The organism is Streptomyces yamdrokensis (assembly GCF_053890455.1).
Genome location: NZ_CM132679.1, coordinates 2,246,853 through 2,263,421, shown reverse-complemented (window position 1 = coordinate 2,263,421; position 16,569 = coordinate 2,246,853). Strand labels below are relative to the sequence as shown.

General features: G+C 72.8%; 17 protein-coding genes. 6 read left to right on the top strand and 11 right to left on the bottom strand.

What is annotated here, in order from left to right:
- Positions 1 to 115: 115 nt before the first annotated feature.
- Together ACWZEH_RS09545 and ACWZEH_RS09540 are read right to left on the bottom strand one after the other, a co-directional pair.
- Positions 116 to 1,153, bottom strand: coding sequence for a zinc-dependent alcohol dehydrogenase (locus tag ACWZEH_RS09545; protein WP_456197420.1), 1,038 nt, complete (start codon positions 1,151 to 1,153; stop codon positions 116 to 118).
- The gene (locus ACWZEH_RS09540; protein ID WP_456197418.1) at positions 1,150 to 2,313 is read right to left on the bottom strand and encodes a mandelate racemase/muconate lactonizing enzyme family protein; all 1,164 of its coding nucleotides are present in this window, start codon (positions 2,311 to 2,313) and stop codon (positions 1,150 to 1,152) included. Before ACWZEH_RS09540 ends, ACWZEH_RS09545 begins: the two co-directional genes overlap by 4 nt.
- 243 nt (positions 2,314 to 2,556) lie before the next feature.
- Between ACWZEH_RS09540 and ACWZEH_RS09535 the strand changes: the two genes are divergently transcribed.
- Entirely contained in the window at positions 2,557 to 3,477 is a 921-nt protein-coding gene (locus ACWZEH_RS09535; RefSeq protein WP_456197416.1) for an SCO2400 family protein, read from the top strand.
- Between the two features lie 7 nt (positions 3,478 to 3,484).
- On the opposite strand, the gene ACWZEH_RS09530 is transcribed toward ACWZEH_RS09535, so the two are convergent.
- Positions 3,485 to 3,952: a MarR family winged helix-turn-helix transcriptional regulator gene (locus ACWZEH_RS09530; protein WP_456197415.1), complete on the bottom strand. Its 468-nt coding sequence runs from the start codon at positions 3,950 to 3,952 to the stop codon at positions 3,485 to 3,487.
- A 92-nt stretch (positions 3,953 to 4,044) separates the two neighbouring features.
- On the opposite strand from ACWZEH_RS09530, the gene ACWZEH_RS09525 reads away from it, so the two are divergent.
- Together ACWZEH_RS09525 and ACWZEH_RS09520 are read left to right on the top strand one after the other, a co-directional pair.
- Positions 4,045 to 5,067 (top strand): NADP-dependent oxidoreductase, encoded by a 1,023-nt coding sequence (locus tag ACWZEH_RS09525; RefSeq protein ID WP_456197413.1) that lies wholly within the window; start codon positions 4,045 to 4,047, stop codon positions 5,065 to 5,067.
- Positions 5,068 to 5,146: 79 nt separating this feature from the next.
- Positions 5,147 to 5,968, top strand: coding sequence for an EI24 domain-containing protein (locus ACWZEH_RS09520; protein ID WP_456197411.1), 822 nt, complete (start codon positions 5,147 to 5,149; stop codon positions 5,966 to 5,968).
- Between the two features lie 220 nt (positions 5,969 to 6,188).
- On the opposite strand, the gene ACWZEH_RS09515 is transcribed toward ACWZEH_RS09520, so the two are convergent.
- Both ACWZEH_RS09515 and ACWZEH_RS09510 read right to left on the bottom strand, forming a co-directional pair.
- Positions 6,189 to 7,163 (bottom strand): aldose epimerase family protein, encoded by a 975-nt coding sequence (locus ACWZEH_RS09515; protein WP_456197409.1) that lies wholly within the window; start codon positions 7,161 to 7,163, stop codon positions 6,189 to 6,191.
- Positions 7,164 to 7,178: 15 nt separating this feature from the next.
- Positions 7,179 to 8,105: an SGNH/GDSL hydrolase family protein gene (locus ACWZEH_RS09510; protein ID WP_456197407.1), complete on the bottom strand. Its 927-nt coding sequence runs from the start codon at positions 8,103 to 8,105 to the stop codon at positions 7,179 to 7,181.
- 340 nt (positions 8,106 to 8,445) lie between these two features.
- Between ACWZEH_RS09510 and ACWZEH_RS09505 the strand changes: the two genes are divergently transcribed.
- Positions 8,446 to 8,940, top strand: coding sequence for a DUF3145 domain-containing protein (locus ACWZEH_RS09505; protein ID WP_456197405.1), 495 nt, complete (start codon positions 8,446 to 8,448; stop codon positions 8,938 to 8,940).
- Between the two features lie 117 nt (positions 8,941 to 9,057).
- Here ACWZEH_RS09505 and ACWZEH_RS09500 read toward each other — a convergent pair whose 3' ends face one another.
- The 5 genes from ACWZEH_RS09500 to fasR form a co-directional block, all read right to left on the bottom strand.
- On the bottom strand, positions 9,058 to 10,329 hold the full coding sequence (locus ACWZEH_RS09500) for a beta-ketoacyl-[acyl-carrier-protein] synthase family protein (RefSeq protein ID WP_456197403.1): 1,272 nt from the start codon (positions 10,327 to 10,329) through the stop codon (positions 9,058 to 9,060).
- Positions 10,330 to 10,414: 85 nt separating this feature from the next.
- Positions 10,415 to 10,663 (bottom strand): acyl carrier protein, encoded by a 249-nt coding sequence (locus ACWZEH_RS09495; protein ID WP_004988657.1) that lies wholly within the window; start codon positions 10,661 to 10,663, stop codon positions 10,415 to 10,417.
- A 101-nt stretch (positions 10,664 to 10,764) separates the two neighbouring features.
- Positions 10,765 to 11,796 carry a ketoacyl-ACP synthase III gene (locus tag ACWZEH_RS09490; RefSeq protein WP_456197401.1) on the bottom strand — a complete coding sequence of 344 codons (1,032 nt, stop codon included), beginning with the start codon at positions 11,794 to 11,796 and terminating at the stop codon, positions 10,765 to 10,767.
- Positions 11,797 to 11,818: 22 nt separating this feature from the next.
- On the bottom strand, positions 11,819 to 12,763 hold the full coding sequence (locus tag ACWZEH_RS09485; RefSeq protein WP_456197399.1) for an ACP S-malonyltransferase: 945 nt from the start codon (positions 12,761 to 12,763) through the stop codon (positions 11,819 to 11,821).
- Positions 12,764 to 12,852: 89 nt separating this feature from the next.
- Positions 12,853 to 14,058, bottom strand: coding sequence for a fatty acid biosynthesis transcriptional regulator FasR (gene fasR / locus ACWZEH_RS09480; RefSeq protein WP_456197397.1), 1,206 nt, complete (start codon positions 14,056 to 14,058; stop codon positions 12,853 to 12,855).
- 115 nt (positions 14,059 to 14,173) lie between these two features.
- On the opposite strand from fasR, the gene ACWZEH_RS09475 reads away from it, so the two are divergent.
- Positions 14,174 to 14,833: a pirin family protein gene (locus ACWZEH_RS09475; protein WP_456197395.1), complete on the top strand. Its 660-nt coding sequence runs from the start codon at positions 14,174 to 14,176 to the stop codon at positions 14,831 to 14,833.
- 52 nt (positions 14,834 to 14,885) lie between these two features.
- The gene (locus tag ACWZEH_RS09470) at positions 14,886 to 15,479 is read left to right on the top strand and encodes a TetR/AcrR family transcriptional regulator (RefSeq protein ID WP_456197393.1); all 594 of its coding nucleotides are present in this window, start codon (positions 14,886 to 14,888) and stop codon (positions 15,477 to 15,479) included.
- Between the two features lie 20 nt (positions 15,480 to 15,499).
- Here the strand turns inward: ACWZEH_RS09470 and ACWZEH_RS09465 are convergent, their stop codons facing one another.
- Entirely contained in the window at positions 15,500 to 16,528 is a 1,029-nt protein-coding gene (locus ACWZEH_RS09465) for an SMP-30/gluconolactonase/LRE family protein (protein ID WP_456197391.1), read from the bottom strand.
- Positions 16,529 to 16,569: the final 41 nt, after the last annotated feature.

The following is a 16,569-nucleotide window of genomic DNA, read 5'->3' as shown; positions in this document are numbered from 1 at the left end:
GACGAGGTTCGCGGTCCGGGGGAGGAGCCGGGCGGGGCGGGGAGCCGAGGGGGCGCTGTGCGCGCCGGTACGGGGCCGGTGAACGGTCCCCGCCCGCGCGCCTGCCGGCGGGGCCCTACGGACGCAGCAGGACCTTGCCCACCTTCGGGTCGCCGGACCCCACCAGCTCGATGGCCTCCGAGAACCCGGCCAGCGGCAGCTCGTGCGTGACCAGCGGCAGCGGATCGAGCAGCCCGGCGGCGAACACCCGCACCGTGTGCGCCCAGGCGTCCGGCGGCGCCCCGAAGACGGTGTGCACCTCCAGCTGCCGTACGACCAGGTCCGTCGGGTCGAGACCGTCCGCGCCCGGCGCCGGGATGCCCGTCAGGACGAGCCGCCCGCCGCGCCTTGACAGCGCGGCGGCCGTGCGGGCCGCGTCGGCGGCCCCGGCGGTCTCGATCACCACGTCGAAGTCGTCCGGGAGCGGCTGGTCCTTGGTGCGGAAGGCGGTGGCGCCGTACCGGCGGGACAGCTCCTCACGGTCGTTGCGGGTGCCGACGACCAGGAGTTCGGCCGGGGAGTTCGCGCGCAGGAACTGCACCGCGAACATGCCGAGGGTGCCCGTACCGACCACGGCGACCCGCTCGCCGGGCACGGTGTTCGCCCTGAGCGCGGCGGCGGCGACGCAGGCCGCCGGCTCCAGCAGCGCCGCCGCGGTGAGGTCGGCGTCGTCCGGCAGGACGTGCAGCAGACGGGCCGGGAGGGTCAGCGTGGCGGCCATCGCCCCCGGCAGGGTGAACCCGGTCTCCTCGTAGCCGGCCGAGCACAGCGTCGTCTCCCCGGCGTGACAGCGGTCGCACACCTGGCAGTTCCGGAAGCCCTCACCGACGACCTTGCGGCCGGTGAGCGACGCGGGTACTCCGGCGCCCACCCGCTCCACGGTCCCGGACCACTCGTGGCCCGGGGTGAGCGGGTAGCGCACGTATCCCTCGGGGCGGTTGCCCTGGTACACCTCGCGGTCACTGCCGCAGATGCCGGTCGCGTGCACCCGGACCAGCGCCTCGCCGGGGCCGGGATCGCGCGGCTCGTGGGCGACGAGGCGGTGCGCGCCGGGGCCTTCGACGACGACGGCCACGAAGGAGGCACCCGCGGCGCCGCCCGTGGGGCCGGTCACTGCGTGCCCTTGGGCTTGCGCTGCTCCCAGCCCTCGGCCCACAGGTCGAACCGGGCCTGCTGCTGCGGGAACTCGGCCGCCGCGTCGACGTCCAGCTCCACGCCGAGGCCGGGGGCGTCGGAGAGGTGGAAGCAGCCGTCCTGAGGGTTCACCTGCGGGGCGCCCTTGACGACCTTCTTGATCTCCGCGTCGGCGAAGTCGTTGAAGTGCTCCAGGATCTTGAAGTTCGGCGAGGTGAAGCCGACCTGGAGGGACGCGGCGGTGAGCACCGGGCCGCCGACGTTGTGCGGCGCGACCAGCATGTAGTGGGTCTCGGCGGTCGCGGCGAGCTTGCGCGTCTCCCAGATGCCGCCGATGTGGCCGACGTCCGGCTGCAGGATGTCGACGGCCTGGCTCTCGAACAGCTCACGGAACTCGATGCGGTCGTGGATGCGCTCACCGGTGGCGAGAGGGATGTCGACCTTGGCGGCGACCTTCTCCAGCGCCTTGAGGTTCTCCGGCGGGACCGGCTCCTCCAGCCAGGCCGGCTTGAAGGGGGCGAGGTCCTTGGCCAGGCGGACGGCGGTGGCGGGGGAGAAACGGCCGTGCATCTCCAGCATCAGCTCGGCCTCGGGGCCGATGGCGTCGCGCACCGCCTCGATCAGGGAGACGGCGTACAGGCTCTCCTTGTGGTCGAGCTCGAAGTGCCCGGTGCCGAACGGGTCGATCTTCAGGGCCCGGTAGCCGCGCTCCACCACCGCCTGCGCGGCCTTGTGGTACGCCTCCGGGGTGCGCTCCGTGGTGTACCAGCCGTTGGCGTACGCCTTGACCTTGTCGGTCACCCTGCCGCCGAGCAGCTGCCAGACGGGGACGCCGAGGGCCTTGCCCTTGATGTCCCAGCAGGCCATCTCGACGACGGCGATACCGGACATCACGATCTCCCCGGCGCGGCCGTAGTCGCCGTACTTCATCCGGCGGACCAGGTCCTCGACGGCGAACGGGTCCGAGCCGAGAATGTGGTTGGCCTGGGCTTCCTTCAGATAACCCACGAGGGCGTCGGTGTGCCCCAGCATCCGGGTCTCGCCGACTCCCGTGATTCCCTCGTCGGTGTGCACCTGGACGTACGTCAGGTTGCGCCACGGCGTCCCGACCACGTGTGTGCTGATTTTGGTGATACGCACGGACGTTGCCCCTCGCTGAGTTGGTGGACCCTGTGACCGGTCGGTGTTGCGGTGCGATGTGTTCGATATTTCGTCACACGTTCGAAATGCTGGCGTGACAGTAAGGACGGTGCGGTGGACGTGTCAATGGGTCGCGCGCATAACGGTTTCGACAGTTTCGAAACCATTGGGTATTGGTCTCTACCAAACCTTTACACCCCGCTCTAGGAACCGGGCGTGAGCGGAACCTAGTCTTCCCGCGTCATGGATTACTGCCACCCGTGCCGACGGCACCTCAACGGCGCCCTCGCATGCCCTGGGTGCGGCACCCCCGCCGAGAGCCTCCCTGTCGATCCGGAGGCTTCGGGTGACTCCCGGGCGGCGGCCTACGGGAGCGGCCCGCCGGAACCGGGGCGGGAGGCGGGGCCGGAACCCGGACCCGGGCCGGACCGCGGACCCGGGCCGGACCGCGGACCCGGGCCGGACCCGGAGCAGGCCGCGGGGCCCGGCGAGGCCGGTGGCGTCGGTGGGGCCGCAGGGCCCGGGAGGCGGCGGGGTGAGCACCTCGGGGCCGCTTTGCCCGCGGACGACGCCACCCCGGCCGTGGACGAGGGGCCGGGGGCGGGCGCGGGTGCGAGCCGCCGGGACCGCAAGGCCGCGGCGCACCGCAGGCGACGGCGTCGGTCGCTGCTGATCGTGGCGGGACTCGTCCTGGCCGCGGGCGCGTTGAGCCTCGCGGAGCTGGGGCTGGAGATGCCCGGGACGAAGTCCGAGCCGGCGGTGGCCGGGGACGAGACACCGGACGGCGGGGCGTCCGAGGCCGAGCCGGCGCCGCGGTCGAGCGCCGCTCCGGGCGCGGGCGGGGAGACGTCCGTGACGTCCCCCTCCCCGGAGGAGTCCGGCTCGCCGTCGGCCTCGGAGTCGCCGGCCGAGGAGGAATCCGAGGAGGCGGCGGAGGAGGAATCCGAGGAGGCGGCGGAGGAGGAGAAGCCCGACGAGGTGACGCGGTCGGCGTCCGCGGACACCGCCCCGGCCGACCCGACGACGGCCCGGCCGCAGGAGTCCCCGGCCCGGCCGGACACCCCGGACGACCCGGCTCCGACCGCCACGGAGCCCGCACCGGAACCGGAGCCGGAGCCGGAGCCCTCCCAGACCTGCGACCGCTTCCTGTGGTGGTGCACCTGACGGCCGCTCACTTCCGGCCTTCGGATGCCGCCCCTTCGGTGTCCAGCATCGCCCGCAGCGTGTCGCGCAGCGAACGGCGTTGTTCGTCGGTGAGGGCCGCCAGCGGCTCGCGGGCGAAGCGCAGCGACTCACGCAGGCCGCGGGCCACCCTGCGGCCCTCCTCCGTCGCCGCCGCCACCTTCACGCGGCGGTCCGCCGGGTCCGGGCGGCGCTCGACCAGGCCGCGGGACTCCAGGCGGTCGACGATGCCGGTGACGTTCGACGGCTCGCACTTCAGGCGGTGGGCGAGCTTCCGCATCGGCAGGGGCTCCAGGCAGAGCAGGCTCAGGAGCCGGGCCTGCGCGCCGGTGAGCGCGTGCCCGGCCGCCGCCTCCTCGTACTCCTCGTGGTAGCGGGCCACCACCGAGCCGATGAGGCCGACGACCTCCAGTGTCAGGTCGTCGGGGCGGTGGGGTGAACCGGGTGTGGCGGCCATGCCTCCAGGGTACCCACATGCTTGACATCCTGAAATATTCAGCTGCATGGTTGTTTCAGGTGATGAAACACTTCGAGGAGAGGCTCCACCCCATGTCCGACACCCCCGCACTCCCCGCCACCGGCCGCGAATGGCACCTGTCGAGCCGGCCCGTCGGCTGGCCGACGCCCGAGGACTTCGCCCTGGTCGAGGCAGAGGTCCCCACCCCGGGGGAGGGGCAGGTGCTGGTGCGGAACACGTACCTCTCCGTCGACCCCTACATGCGCGGCCGGATGAGTGACGCCAAGTCCTACGCGGCGCCGTACGGGGTGGGAGAGGTCATGCAGGGCGGTGCCGTCGGCGAGGTCGTCGCCTCCCGCGCGGAAGGGCTGGCCGTCGGCGACCGCGTGCTGCACGGTCTCGGCTGGCGCGAGTACGCGCTGGTGGAGGCCAAGGGCGTCGTCAAGGTGGACGCGCAGGCCGCGCCGCTCTCCGCCTACCTGGGCGTGCTGGGCATGACCGGACTCACCGCCTACGCGGGACTGCTGCGCACCGCCGCCTTCAAGGAGGGCGACACCGTCTTCGTGTCCGGGGCCGCCGGTGCCGTCGGCAGCCAGGTGGGGCAGCTCGCGAAGCTCAAGGGGGCCTCGCGCGTGATCGGCTCCGCCGGCTCGGACGAGAAGGTCGCCCTGCTCCTCGAGGAGTACGGATTCGACGCGGCCTTCAACTACAAGAGCGGCCCGGTGAGCCGCCGGCTGCGTGAGGCCGCGCCGGACGGCATCGACGTCTACTTCGACAACGTCGGCGGGGAGCACCTGGAGGCCGCGATCGGCTCGTTGAACCGGGGCGGGCGGATCGCCGTGTGCGGGATGATCTCCGTCTACAACAACACGGAGCCGGCGCCGGGCCCGCGCAACCTCGCCCGTCTCATCCAGACCCGGGGCCGCATCGAGGGCTTCCTGGTGGGTGACCACTACGACCTCCAGCCGGAGTTCGTGCGGGAGGTCGGGCCCTGGGTCGCCTCCGGCGAGCTCAAGTACCGGGAGACCGTCGCCGAGGGCATCGAGAACACCCTCGAGGCGTTCCTCGGTGTCCTGCGCGGCGACAACACCGGGAAGATGGTCGTCAAGCTCTGACGCCGCCGGTCGGCAGGCGGTCCGGAGACCGGACCACCGGCCGGCGACACGCCGGCGCCGGGGCCCCTATAGTTCCCCCATGCGCGATCTTGGGGTGGGTTTCCGGTATCTCCTGAAGGGCCAGCGGTGGGTGGCCCGGCACGGCAAGCAGTACGGTTTCGGCCTGCTGCCGGGGCTGATCACGCTGGTGCTCTACGCGGCGGCGCTGATCGCGCTGGCCGTGTGGGGAACGGACTTCGTCGGCTGGGCGACACCGTTCGCGGACGACTGGTCCAGCCCCTGGCCCGGCCTGTTCCGCGGCCTGCTCACCGTCCTCCTCTTCGCGCTCGGCCTGCTGCTCTCCGTCATCACCTTCACCGCGGTGACGCTGCTCATCGGCCAGCCCTTCTACGACAGCCTCTCCGAGAAGGTCGACCGGGACGTCTCGCCCGACGGCACCGCCCCCGAGTCCGACCTGCCGCTGTGGCGGGAGCTGTGGATCTCCGGCCGGGACAGCCTCCGCATCGTCGCACGGGCCCTGCTCTGGGCGGTGCTGCTCTTCGCGCTCGGATTCGTCCCGCTCGCCGGGCAGACCGTCGTACCGGTGATCGGGCTCATGGTCACCGGGTTCTTCCTCACCGAGGAGCTGGCGGCGGTGGCCCTGCAGCGGCGCGGGGTCGAGCTGCGGGCGCGGCTGGCCCTGCTGCGGGGCCGCAAGACCCTCGTCTGGGGCTTCGGCACGCCGCTGGCGCTGGCCTTCCTCGTCCCGTTCGTCGCCGTCTTCCTGATGCCGGGCGCCGTCGCGGGCGCCACTCTCATGGCGCGGGACCTGCTCGGCGAGGAGACCAGGGACGACGACGGCGCCAAGGAGCCCCTGGCACCGTCGCAGCCGCCCCCGGCGACCCGCGGGGACGGGCACTGAGCGTGCCATGAGGTGACCGCATCGTGGTCCTTTGTGAAGGGTTCGTACGAACTCCTGACCGAATACCCGATCGCGGACCGCGGGATCACCGCGACGATTAACGTCTGGACCGGGGTAGTTCCCGCAGGTTGGGGTATTCCTCTGCATGAGCAGCCCCGGTCCGGGACCCTGACCCCGGACCGGGGCTCATGTGCGTCACCCCCGGGCGCCCCGCCGGGGCCTACGACCGCACCGCGAAGCCGTACACCGTCTCCGAGCGGAACGTCCCGCCCGGCCGCAGGACCGTGCTCGGGAAGTCGGGCCGGTTCGGGGAGTCGGGGAAGTGCTGCGTCTCCAGCGCGATGCCGGCGCCGGGAGCGAAGGGCTCCCCGATGTGGTCGGCGGTGTAGAGCTGCACCCCGGGTTCGGTGGTCGCCACCGTGAGGACCCGTCCGGACGCCGGGTCGTACAGCTCGGCGACCTCCACCGGAGCCGGCGTCACGCCCTTGTCGAGCACGAGATTGTGGTCGTACCCGGTGCCCGTCACGCGCGCCTCGCGGAAGTCGAAGCGGGTGCCGGTCACGCCCTGGTGACCGCCGGCCGGGATCAGATCCGCGTCGACGGGCGTGAACCGGGAGGCGGCGAGCCGCAGTACGTGCCCGGCCGCACTGCCGGAGCCGGCCAGGTTCCAGTACGAGTGGTTCGTCGGGTTCACGACCGTCGGCGCGTCCGTCACCGCCTCGTACGCGATCCCCAGGGCGCCCCGCTCGTCCAGCGTGTACGTCACCGACATCTCCAGGCGGCCCGGGAAGCCCTCCTCGCCGTGCGCGGAGACCAGGGTCAGGCGCAGACCGTGCGAGACCGGCGTCACGTCCCACACGCGCTTGTCGAAGCCGCGCTCACCGCCGTGCAGCGAGTTCGGCCCGTTGTTCGCCGCGAGGGTGTGGACCCGGCCGTCCAGCGTGAAGCGGGCGCCCGCGATGCGGTTGGCGTACCGCCCGACCAGGGCGCCCAGGTACGGCTCCGGACGGGCGAGATAGCCGTCCAGGCCGGGGAAGCCCAGCACCACGTTCCCGGACCGCCCCTTTCGGTCCGGCACCTCGACGGCCTGCACGATCCCGCCGTACGACAGCACCCGTACCCGTACGCCGGCCCGTTCCAGGGTCCAGCGGTGCACCAGGGTGCCGTCGGAAAGTGTGCCGAAGAGTTCGTTCATGTGCGAAACAATAAGTCACGGGTTCACCGCCGTGACCGTACGGTGGGCGATCTCCGCCAGCCTGGCCTGACCGTCGACGCTGGGGTGGAACCAGTCCCAGCGGCTCAACTGCGCGGTGCCGAACCTGTGCTCGTACACCGCCCCGCCGTCGTAACGGCACCGCTCGTCCTCGGCGCAGACCTCCTCCAGCGCCTTGTTGTACTCCTCCACCCGGCCCCGCACCGTCTCGCGCCGCTCGTTCGCCGCCGCGTCCAGGGCGTCCGGATCGCCCAGCATCGAGGGGCAGACGCCGAGCTCCCACACCTGCTTGCCCAGCGCGCTGGTCCGCCCCTGCGACCACAGCCGCTTCAGGTCCGGCACGCTCGCCACGTACACCTGGGCCTCGGGCAGCGCCTTGCGCAGGGTGCCCATCGCGTCCTCGAAGTCCGCGCGGAAGTCGGCCACCGGCGTCATCGCCGACACCGTGGCCCGGCAGGCGTCGTTCGCCCCGGCCATCACCGCCACCAACTCCGGTGCGCGGCTCACCGCCCGGGCCATCTGACCGGGCAGGTCCGCCATCCGCGCCCCGGTGACCGCGTAGTTCCAGCTCCGCTCGGCCGCCCCCGCCGGACCCAGCAGCCGCACCGCCAGACTGTCGACCTTCTCGCTGCTGCCCGTCGCCCACGACACCTCGGGACAGTCCGTCAGCACCGAGCACGCGTCGAAACCGGTCGTGATCGAATCGCCCACGGCGGCCACGGAGGCGGGGCTGGTGTCCCAGACCGGTGTGGGCGACGGGGCCGGCGCGGCCTTCTTCTCCCCGGCGCCGGACGGAGCGGCCCCGTCACCGCCGACGGCGTCGCAGCCGGCTGTCCCCAGCACGGCGGCGGCCGTCACCGCGGCGAGCACGGCCCGCGAACGGCCGCCCCGTTTCGGCCCCCTCCACCGCGTCCCCTGGTCCATCCCGCAGCCTCCCCGCACATCGTCGTCACCGTCCCCCATGCATGACAACGCACGGGAGTTCCCGCCTGCCCGCCTGCCCGGCCGCCCGTCAGGCCGTCCGCCCCGAACGGCCCATACGGAACCGCCCGGACGGAACGACGCCCATGGAACGGCTCACACGATCCGGAGCCGCACCCCGGGGCTGTCGGCCTGCCGGGTGAATGACGGAGGTTTCCGGGCACCTGGACGGACGGTACGTCACACTCCTTCCCCCACCACGCGGTAGCCTCGCCACAACGGGCCCTCCCGGCCCCCGCTGATCGGCCCTTTCCGACCTGTCCCGCTCTGCCCGGAGGTTCCGGTGACGACACGTGGAGTCCTGTACGTGCACTCCGCGCCGCGCGCGCTGTGCCCACACGTCGAGTGGGCCGTCGCGGGGGTGCTCGGCGTGCGCGTCGGCCTGGACTGGATCCGGCAGCCCGTCGTCCCCGGCACCTGGCGCTCGGAGTTCTCCTGGAAGGGCCAGGCCGGCACCGCGTCCAAGCTCGCCTCCGCGCTGCGCGGCTGGCAGTTGCTGCGCTTCGAGGTCACCTCGGAGCCCTGCCCCACCGCCGAGGGCGAGCGCTACAGCTGCACTCCCGACCTCGGCATCTTCCACGCCGTCACCGGAATCCACGGTGACATCATGATCCCCGAGGACCGGCTGCGCGCCGCCCTGGGCAGGTCCCAGCACGAGGGGACCGACCTGGAGGCCGAGATCGCCAAGCTCCTCGGCAAGCCCTGGGACGACGAACTGGAACCCTTCCGCCACGCGGGCGAGGGCGCCCCGGTCCGCTGGCTCCACCAGGTCGTCTGACCGCAGCCGTACCGCGCGTCCCGTACCGCGTGGCCCCCCGGCACGCGGAAGGGCCCCACCTCGTGAGGTGGGGCCCTTTCCACGTACGCACGTGGCGCACCGGTGTACCGGCGCCGGTCAGACCGACCGGAACGCCAGCACCACGTTGTGCCCGCCGAACCCGAACGAGTCGTTGAGGGCGGCGATGCGGCCCTCGACGGGCAGCTTGCGCGCCTCGCCGCGGACCACGTCCGCGTTCGCCTCGGCCTCGGGGTCGATGGTGTCGACGTTGATGGTCGGCGGAGCCACCCGGTGGTACAGCGCGAGCACCGTCGACACCGACTCCACGCCGCCGGCACCGCCGAGCAGGTGCCCGGTCATCGACTTGGTCGCGGAGACCGCCATGTGGTCGACGTCGTCGCCGAACACCTTGCGCAGCGCCTTGAGTTCGGCGACGTCACCGGCCGGCGTCGAGGTGGCGTGCGCGTTGACGTGCACGATCTCGGACGGCGCCAGGTCGGTGGCGTCCAGCAGGTTCTGCAGGGCGTGCGAGATGCCGCGGCCCTCCGGCTCCGGCTGCACGATGTCGTGGCCGTCGGCCGAGACGCCCTGGCCGACCGCCTCCGCGTAGACGCGGGCGCCGCGCGCGGCGGCGTGCTCGGCGGACTCCAGGACGATCACGCCCGCGCCCTCGCCGAGGACGAAGCCGTCCCGGCCGACGTCGTAGGGACGCGAGGCGCCCTGCGGGTCGTCGTTGTTCTTGGACATCGCCATCATGTTGCCGAACGCGGCGATCGGCAGAGGGTGGATCGCCGCCTCCGTGCCCCCCGCGACGACGACGTCGGCGCGGCCGGAACGGATCATCTCGATGCCGTAGCCGATGGCCTCCGCGCCCGACGCGCAGGCCGAGACGGGCGTGTGCACGCCCGCCTGGGCGCCCACGAGCAGGCCGACGTTGGCCGACGGGCCGTTCGGCATCAGCATGGGGACGGTGTGCGGGGAGACGCGCCGGACGCCCTTCTCCTTCAGCACGTCGTACTGGTCCAGCAGGGTCGTCACGCCACCGATGCCGGAGGCGATGACGGTGCCGAGCCGGTCCGGGGCGACGTTCGGGTCCTCGCCGGCCTTGCCTTCGAAGCCGGCGTCGGCCCACGCCTCCTTGGCCGCGACCAGCGCGAACTGCGCCGAACGGTCCAGACGGCGGGCCTGCGGCCTCGGGATGGTCTCGGTGGGCTCCACGGCCACGCGGGCCGCGATACGGACCGCCTGGTCGGCGGCCCACTCCTCGGTCAGGGCCTTGACGCCGGAACGTCCGGCGACCAGACCCTCCCAGGTCGAGGCCGCGTCGCCACCCAGCGGTGTGGTTGCGCCGATACCGGTGACGACCACGGTGCGATTGGTCGGGCTCATCGGAATTCTTTCTCCAACGGATTACGAGGATTCGTACGGCGCCACCGCCGGGTGGCGGGGCCGGGGCTCCCGGCCCGAGCGTTGCTCAGGCCTGGTGCTTGAGGATGTACTCGGTCGCGTCGCCGACCGTCTTGAGGTTCTTGACGTCGTCGTCCGGGATCTTGACGTCGAAGCGCTCTTCGGCGGCGACGACGACCTCGACCATGGACAGGGAGTCGACGTCCAGGTCGTCGGTGAAGGACTTGTCCAGCTGGACGTCCTCAACCGGGATGCCGGCGATCTCGTTCACGATCTCCGCGAGACCGGCGACGATCTCTTCCTGAGTGGCGGCCATGATGGCTCCTTCGCTGTGGTTCCTGAGGGTGTGGCGCCTGCCGCGACAGCGGCAGGTGGTGCGGTTCCCGTGCCGGACCGGGATGATCCGGCACGGAGTGCCTAGGGGAGAGTAACGACCGATGCGGCGTAAGCGAGACCCGCCCCGAAGCCGATGACGAGCGCGGTGTCGCCGCTCTTCGCCTCGCCGGTCGCCAGGAGCCGCTCCATCGCGAGCGGGATCGAGGCGGCCGAGGTGTTGCCGGTGGTACGGACGTCACGGGCGACCGTGACGTGCTCCGGCAGTTTGAGGGTCTTCACCATCGAGTCGATGATCCGCACGTTGGCCTGGTGCGGGATGAAGACGTCCAGCTCGTCCGAGGTGATCCCGGCCGCGTCCAGCGCCTGCTGGGCGACCTTCGCCATCTCGAACACGGCCCAGCGGAACACCGCCTGGCCCTCCTGGGTGATCGCGGGGAACTTCACGTTGCCCGCGCTGTCGAGGGGCAGTTCAAAGACGTCGCCGGTCCTGAACCGGTCCCACGCCACCGTCTGCTTGATCGTCTCGGACTTGTCGCCCTCCGAGCCCCACACGGTCGGGCCGATCGCGGGCTCCTTGGACGGGCCGACGACGACCGCGCCCGCGCCGTCACCGAACAGGAAGGCGGTTGCCCGGTCCTCCAGGTCGGTCAGGTCGCTCAGCCGCTCCACGCCGATGACGAGCACGTACTCGGCGGACCCCTCCACCACCATGCCCTTGGCGAGGGTGAGGCCGTAGCCGAAGCCCGCGCAGCCGGCCGAGATGTCGAAGGCGGCGGCCTTGTCCGTGCCCAGCAGGTCGGCGATCTCGGTGGCCACGGCCGGGGTCTGCTTGAAGTGCGACACGGTCGAGACGACCACGGCGCCGATCCGCCCGGCGTCGATGCCCGCGTTCGCGATCGCCTTGCCCGACGCCTCGAGCGACATCGCCGCGACGGTCTCCTCGGGCGACGCCCAGTGCCGGGTCTCGATGCCGGAACGCGAGCGGATCCACTCGTCGGACGAGTCGATCGTCTCCAGGATCACCTCGTTCGGCACGACCCGGGTGGGCCGGTACCCGCCCACGCCCAGGATGCGGGCGTACGGGGCGCCCTTCGCGGGCTTGATCTTCGCCATGCGGATTCTGCTCCTTGGGGCGTCAGACGTGCTCGGAGACGAGCTCGCGGGCGGCGTCGAGGTCGGCGGGGCTCTTCAGGGCCAGCGTCTTCACACCGGGCAGCGCACGCTTGGCGAGGCCGGTCAGGGTTCCCCCGGGGCACACCTCGATCAGCGCGGTCACCCCGAGCTCCCTGAACGTCTCCATGCACAGGTCCCAGCGCACCGGGTTCGCCACCTGGCCGACCAGGCGCTCCAGCACCCCGGCACCGGTCGCGACCGTCGCGCCGTCCTTGTTCGACACGTACACGGCCTTCGGGTCGCCCGGCGTCAGGTCCTCGGCCGCCTTCGCCAGCGCGTCGACCGCGGGAGACATGTGGTGGGTGTGGAAGGCGCCGGCCACCTTGAGCGCGACGACCTTGCGCACGCCCTCGGGCTTGTCCGCCGCCAGCGCCGCCAGCTGCTCCTTGGTGCCGGCCGCCACGATCTGGCCCGCGCCGTTGACGTTCGCCGGGGTCAGCCCCAGCCTCTCCAGGTGCGCCACGGTGACGTCCGGGTCGCCGCCGAGCAGTGCCGCCATGCCGGTCTCGGTGACCGCGGCGGCGTCGGCCATGGCCAGGCCCCGCTCGCGGACCAGGCCCAGCGCGGCCGTGTCGTCGAGGACCCCCGCGAAGGCGGCCGCGGTGAACTCACCGACGCTGTGACCGGCGACCGCGCCGGGCGCGATCCCCGCCACCGCCGAGGCGGCGTCGGCCGCACCGGCACCCAGTGCCGAGACGGACAGCAGCCCGGCCGCGACCAGCAGCGGCTGGGCGACGGCCGTGTCGCGGATCGCGTCCGCGTCGGCCTCGCTGCCGTAGTGGGCGAGGTCGAGTCCGATGGCGTCGGACCAGGCGGCGACGCGGTCCGCGGCACCGGGAAGGTCGAGCCATTCAGTCAGGAAGCCGGGCGTCTGAGCGCCCTGGCCGGGAGCGACGAGTACGAGCACTCTCACACTCTCTCTTGACGACGGCCGAAGCCGCCCGTGGGGACAGGGACGAAGAACACGAGGGGGTTTTGTGGAACCCCGACAAGAGGCTAGAGCTGAAGATCGCCGTCGACCAGACGCCCCAGGATCAGCGCGATCCGCAGTGTGAACGCAGAGCGTACATCGGAGGGTGACCATCCGGTGACGTCTGTCACACGTCGGAGCCGGTAACGCACGGTATTGGGGTGCACGAACAGCATCCGTGCGGCCCCCTCGAGGCTGCTCGCCTGCTCCAGATAGACGCTGAGCGTCTCCAGCAGCGCGGCCCCGGCCTCCTCCAGCGGTCTGTAGATCTCCTCCACCAGTTGTTCCCGGGCCGCGGGATCACCGGCGATCGCCCGCTCCGGCAGCAGATCGTCGGCCAGCACCGGACGCGGTGCGTCCTCCCAGGCGGAGCACGCCTTCAGGCCCGCCGCGGCGGCCTGCGCGGACCGGGTCGCCGCCTGGAGGTCCGGCACCACCGGCCCCGCCACCACCGGCCCCTGCGCATACGGTCCGATCAGCGACTTGGCGACGGCCAGCGGATTGTCGCTGCCGCCCGCGATCACCACCAGCCGGTCCCCGAGCACCCCCGTCAGCACCTGGAGCTTGGCGTGCCGGGCGGCCCGCCGGATCGCCTCCACGGTCAGTTCGGAGTCGCCGTTGGGCGCGGTGCCGAGCAACACGCACACGTGCTCCGGCGAGTTCCACCCCAGGGCGGCGGCCCGGGACACGGCACCCTCGTCGGCCTCGCCGCTGAGCACCGCGTTCACGACCAGCGACTCCAGCCGCGCGTCCCAGGCACCCCGTGCCTCGGCGGCCTGCGCGTACACCTGCGCGGTGGCGAACGCGATCTCCCGCGCGTACACCAGCAGCGCCTCGCGCAGCACCGACTCGTCGCCCGGCGCGGCCACCTCGTCGATGGCGCTCTCCATGACCTCGATGGTGGTGCGCACCATCTCCACGGTCTGCCGCAGCGTGATGGCCCGGGTCAGCTCGCGCGGCGCGGTCCCGAAGACGTCGGTGGAGATGGCCTGCGGCGCGTCCGGGCGCCGGAACCACTCGGTGAAGGCGGCGATGCCCGCCTGGGCGACCAACCCGATCCAGGAACGATTCTCCGGGGGCATCGCCCGGTACCAGGGCAGTGTCTCGTCCATCCGCAGGATCGCCTGCGCGGCGAGGTGGCCGGACGATCTCTCCAGCCGCTTCAGCGTCGCGGGATGCGGGTGGGCGGGGCCTGCCGGGGTCTCGGGCTTGCCGGTTTCGGGTTCGGGCACGGGGACAAGACTGCCTCATCCGGACGCCGGGACACGTCGCCGGGTCTGCCCCGGGGTCTGCCACGGGGTCTCCCGCCGGGGCCGCGGGGCTCGCGCCGGGACTACCGTGGACGGCGTGACGGACGTACGGCGCGCGCACGAGCGCTTCCAGGGCGGCGATCCGGCGGCCGGCATCGAGAGCCGGCACGCCTTCTCCTTCGGCCCGCACTACGACCCCGGCAACCTCCGCTTCGGCGCGGTGATCGCCTGCAACGAGGAGCGGCTCGCCCCCGGCGCCGGCTTCGGCGAGCATCCGCACAGCCACACCGAGATCGTCACCTGGGTGGTGGCCGGCGAGCTGACCCACCGCGACTCCACCGGCCACGAGACCGTCGTCCGCCCCGGGGACGTGCAGCGGCTGAGCGCCGCGTCCGGCGTGCGGCACGTGGAACGCAACGGCGGGCCCGAGCCCCTGACCTTCCTCCAGATGTGGCTGGCCCCGCTGGAAGCAGGCGGCGACCCCTTCTACGAGGTCGTCCACGGCATCGCCGACTCCACCCCGTACGCCCTTCCCGAGGCGGGCGCCATGCTCCACGTCCGCCGGCCGGCGGCGGGGGAGCGGACCGCTCTGCCGGACGCCGCGTACGTGTACGTCCATGTGGTGCGCGGCGAGGTCCTGCTGGACGGTGCCGGGCTGGGACCGGGCGACGCGGCCCGCCTCACGGACCCGAAGGACACCGAGGCGGTCGCGGTGACCGGGGCCGAGCTGCTGCTGTGGGAGATGCGCGGCGCGTGAACCGGCTCACCGGCTCCGTGGTGCGGGGCGGGCACTGCCGTACCCTGCCGGGATGACGCAGCACCCCGTGCCGGACCAGCGGCGGCCCGCGAACGACGGGCCGAAGGCCGCCGCCCGCAACCGTGCCGCGCTGGTCGCCGCCGCCCGGGAGATCTACGCGGAGCACGGTCTGGGCGCCCCGCTGTCCGCGATCGCGCGCCGCGCCGGGGTCGGGCAGGGCGTCCTGTACCGGCACTTCCCCGACCGGGCCGCGGTGACGACCGCCGTACTGGAGGAGAACGTCCGGGAGGTCGAACAGGCGGCCGCGGCCGAGGACGCGACCCTCGCCGGCGTGCTCGGGGTGCTGACCTGGCACCTGAAGGAGTCGGCGGCGTTCATCGGCCTCCTGCACGCCGACGGATCGGACCGCCGCTCCGCCGTCCGCGCCCACGCCCTGGCCCTGTCCCGGCGGGTCGAACACGCCCTGCGCGCGCACCTGCCGGACGCCGGCCACCGGCTGGCCACGGCGGACGAGCTCATGCTCGCCGTCGCCATGGTCTCCGGCGCCGCCACCGGCCCCTCCCACGAGGAGCGGGAGCGCAGGGCGCTGGCGGCCTGGCGGCTCCTCGGCGTCGAGGTGGGACCGGTGCGGCCCTTCTACGGGTAGGGGTCTCCCCGGGCGGGACGTCAGCCGCCGTTGGACTGCCGGGTGCCTTCCGCCAGCGCGTCGAAGGCGTACAGGTACCCGCCCGCGGGCCCGCTGACGGTCATGTAGGCCCTGGTCCCGCCGGGCGTGATCGCCACGTTCGTCGCCGACTCGAGGCCCTCGGCGGCACGCGCGGGCACCTCGACCGTCGCCAGACGCTCACCGTGCCGGTCGTACACGGCCATCGCGGGCCGGCCGTGCAGCCCCTGGTAGAGGTTGCCGTCCGCGTCCACGGCGATCGAGTCGGTCTGCGCGATCCCGCCGTCGACCCGGATCGCGGTGTGCCGGGCGGTGACCCCGCCCCTGCCACCGACGGGGAGGTAGGAGATCCGGTTCTCCGTCAGCTCGCTGAACCACAGCCCGCGGTACTCCGCGTCGAAGGAGATCCCGTTCGTCGCGGCCAGTCCGTCGGCCAGGACGGTGGCCCGCCCGCCGTCGCGGTCGATCCGCACCACACGGCCGAGCGCCCTGCCCTCGGTCAGGCCGCGCGAGTCGCTGACGTACAGGTGGCCGTCCTCGTCGAAGGCGAGGTCGTCGGGGTTCATCGGGGCTCCGTCGACCTCGCCGGAGAAGAAGGTCCGCAGGCCGCTGCCGTCCGGGTTCAGGCTGACCACCTCTCCGTGCGCGAAGTCGGTCAGGTAGAGCCGCCCGTCGTACGGGCTGAACTGCGCGGAGGTGTAGGCCCCGCGCCCGTCGGTGTGGACGGCCCGCTTCGTCTTCCTGCGGACATCGACCCGCATCACCTTCGGCTCGCCCTCGGGCGCGGTGACGTCGACGACGAACAGACCGCCGTCCGCGCCGAAGACCGGCCCCTCCAGCAGCGTCATCCCGGTCTGCTCGTGCACCTCGGTCAGCTGCATCACCTGCTGCGCGCGGAGGGTCCGGCCGCCCGCACCGGGCGCTCCGGCCGTCTGCCCGCCGGTGTCATCCGTCTGCGTACCGCATCCGGTGAGGGCGAGCGAGCCGACGGTGGCGAGCACGGCGAGGGAACGGAGGGGGAGTCGTCGCATGAGGGTCACTCTTCCTGTCGGCCGCGGGGGTGGGGGTGCCG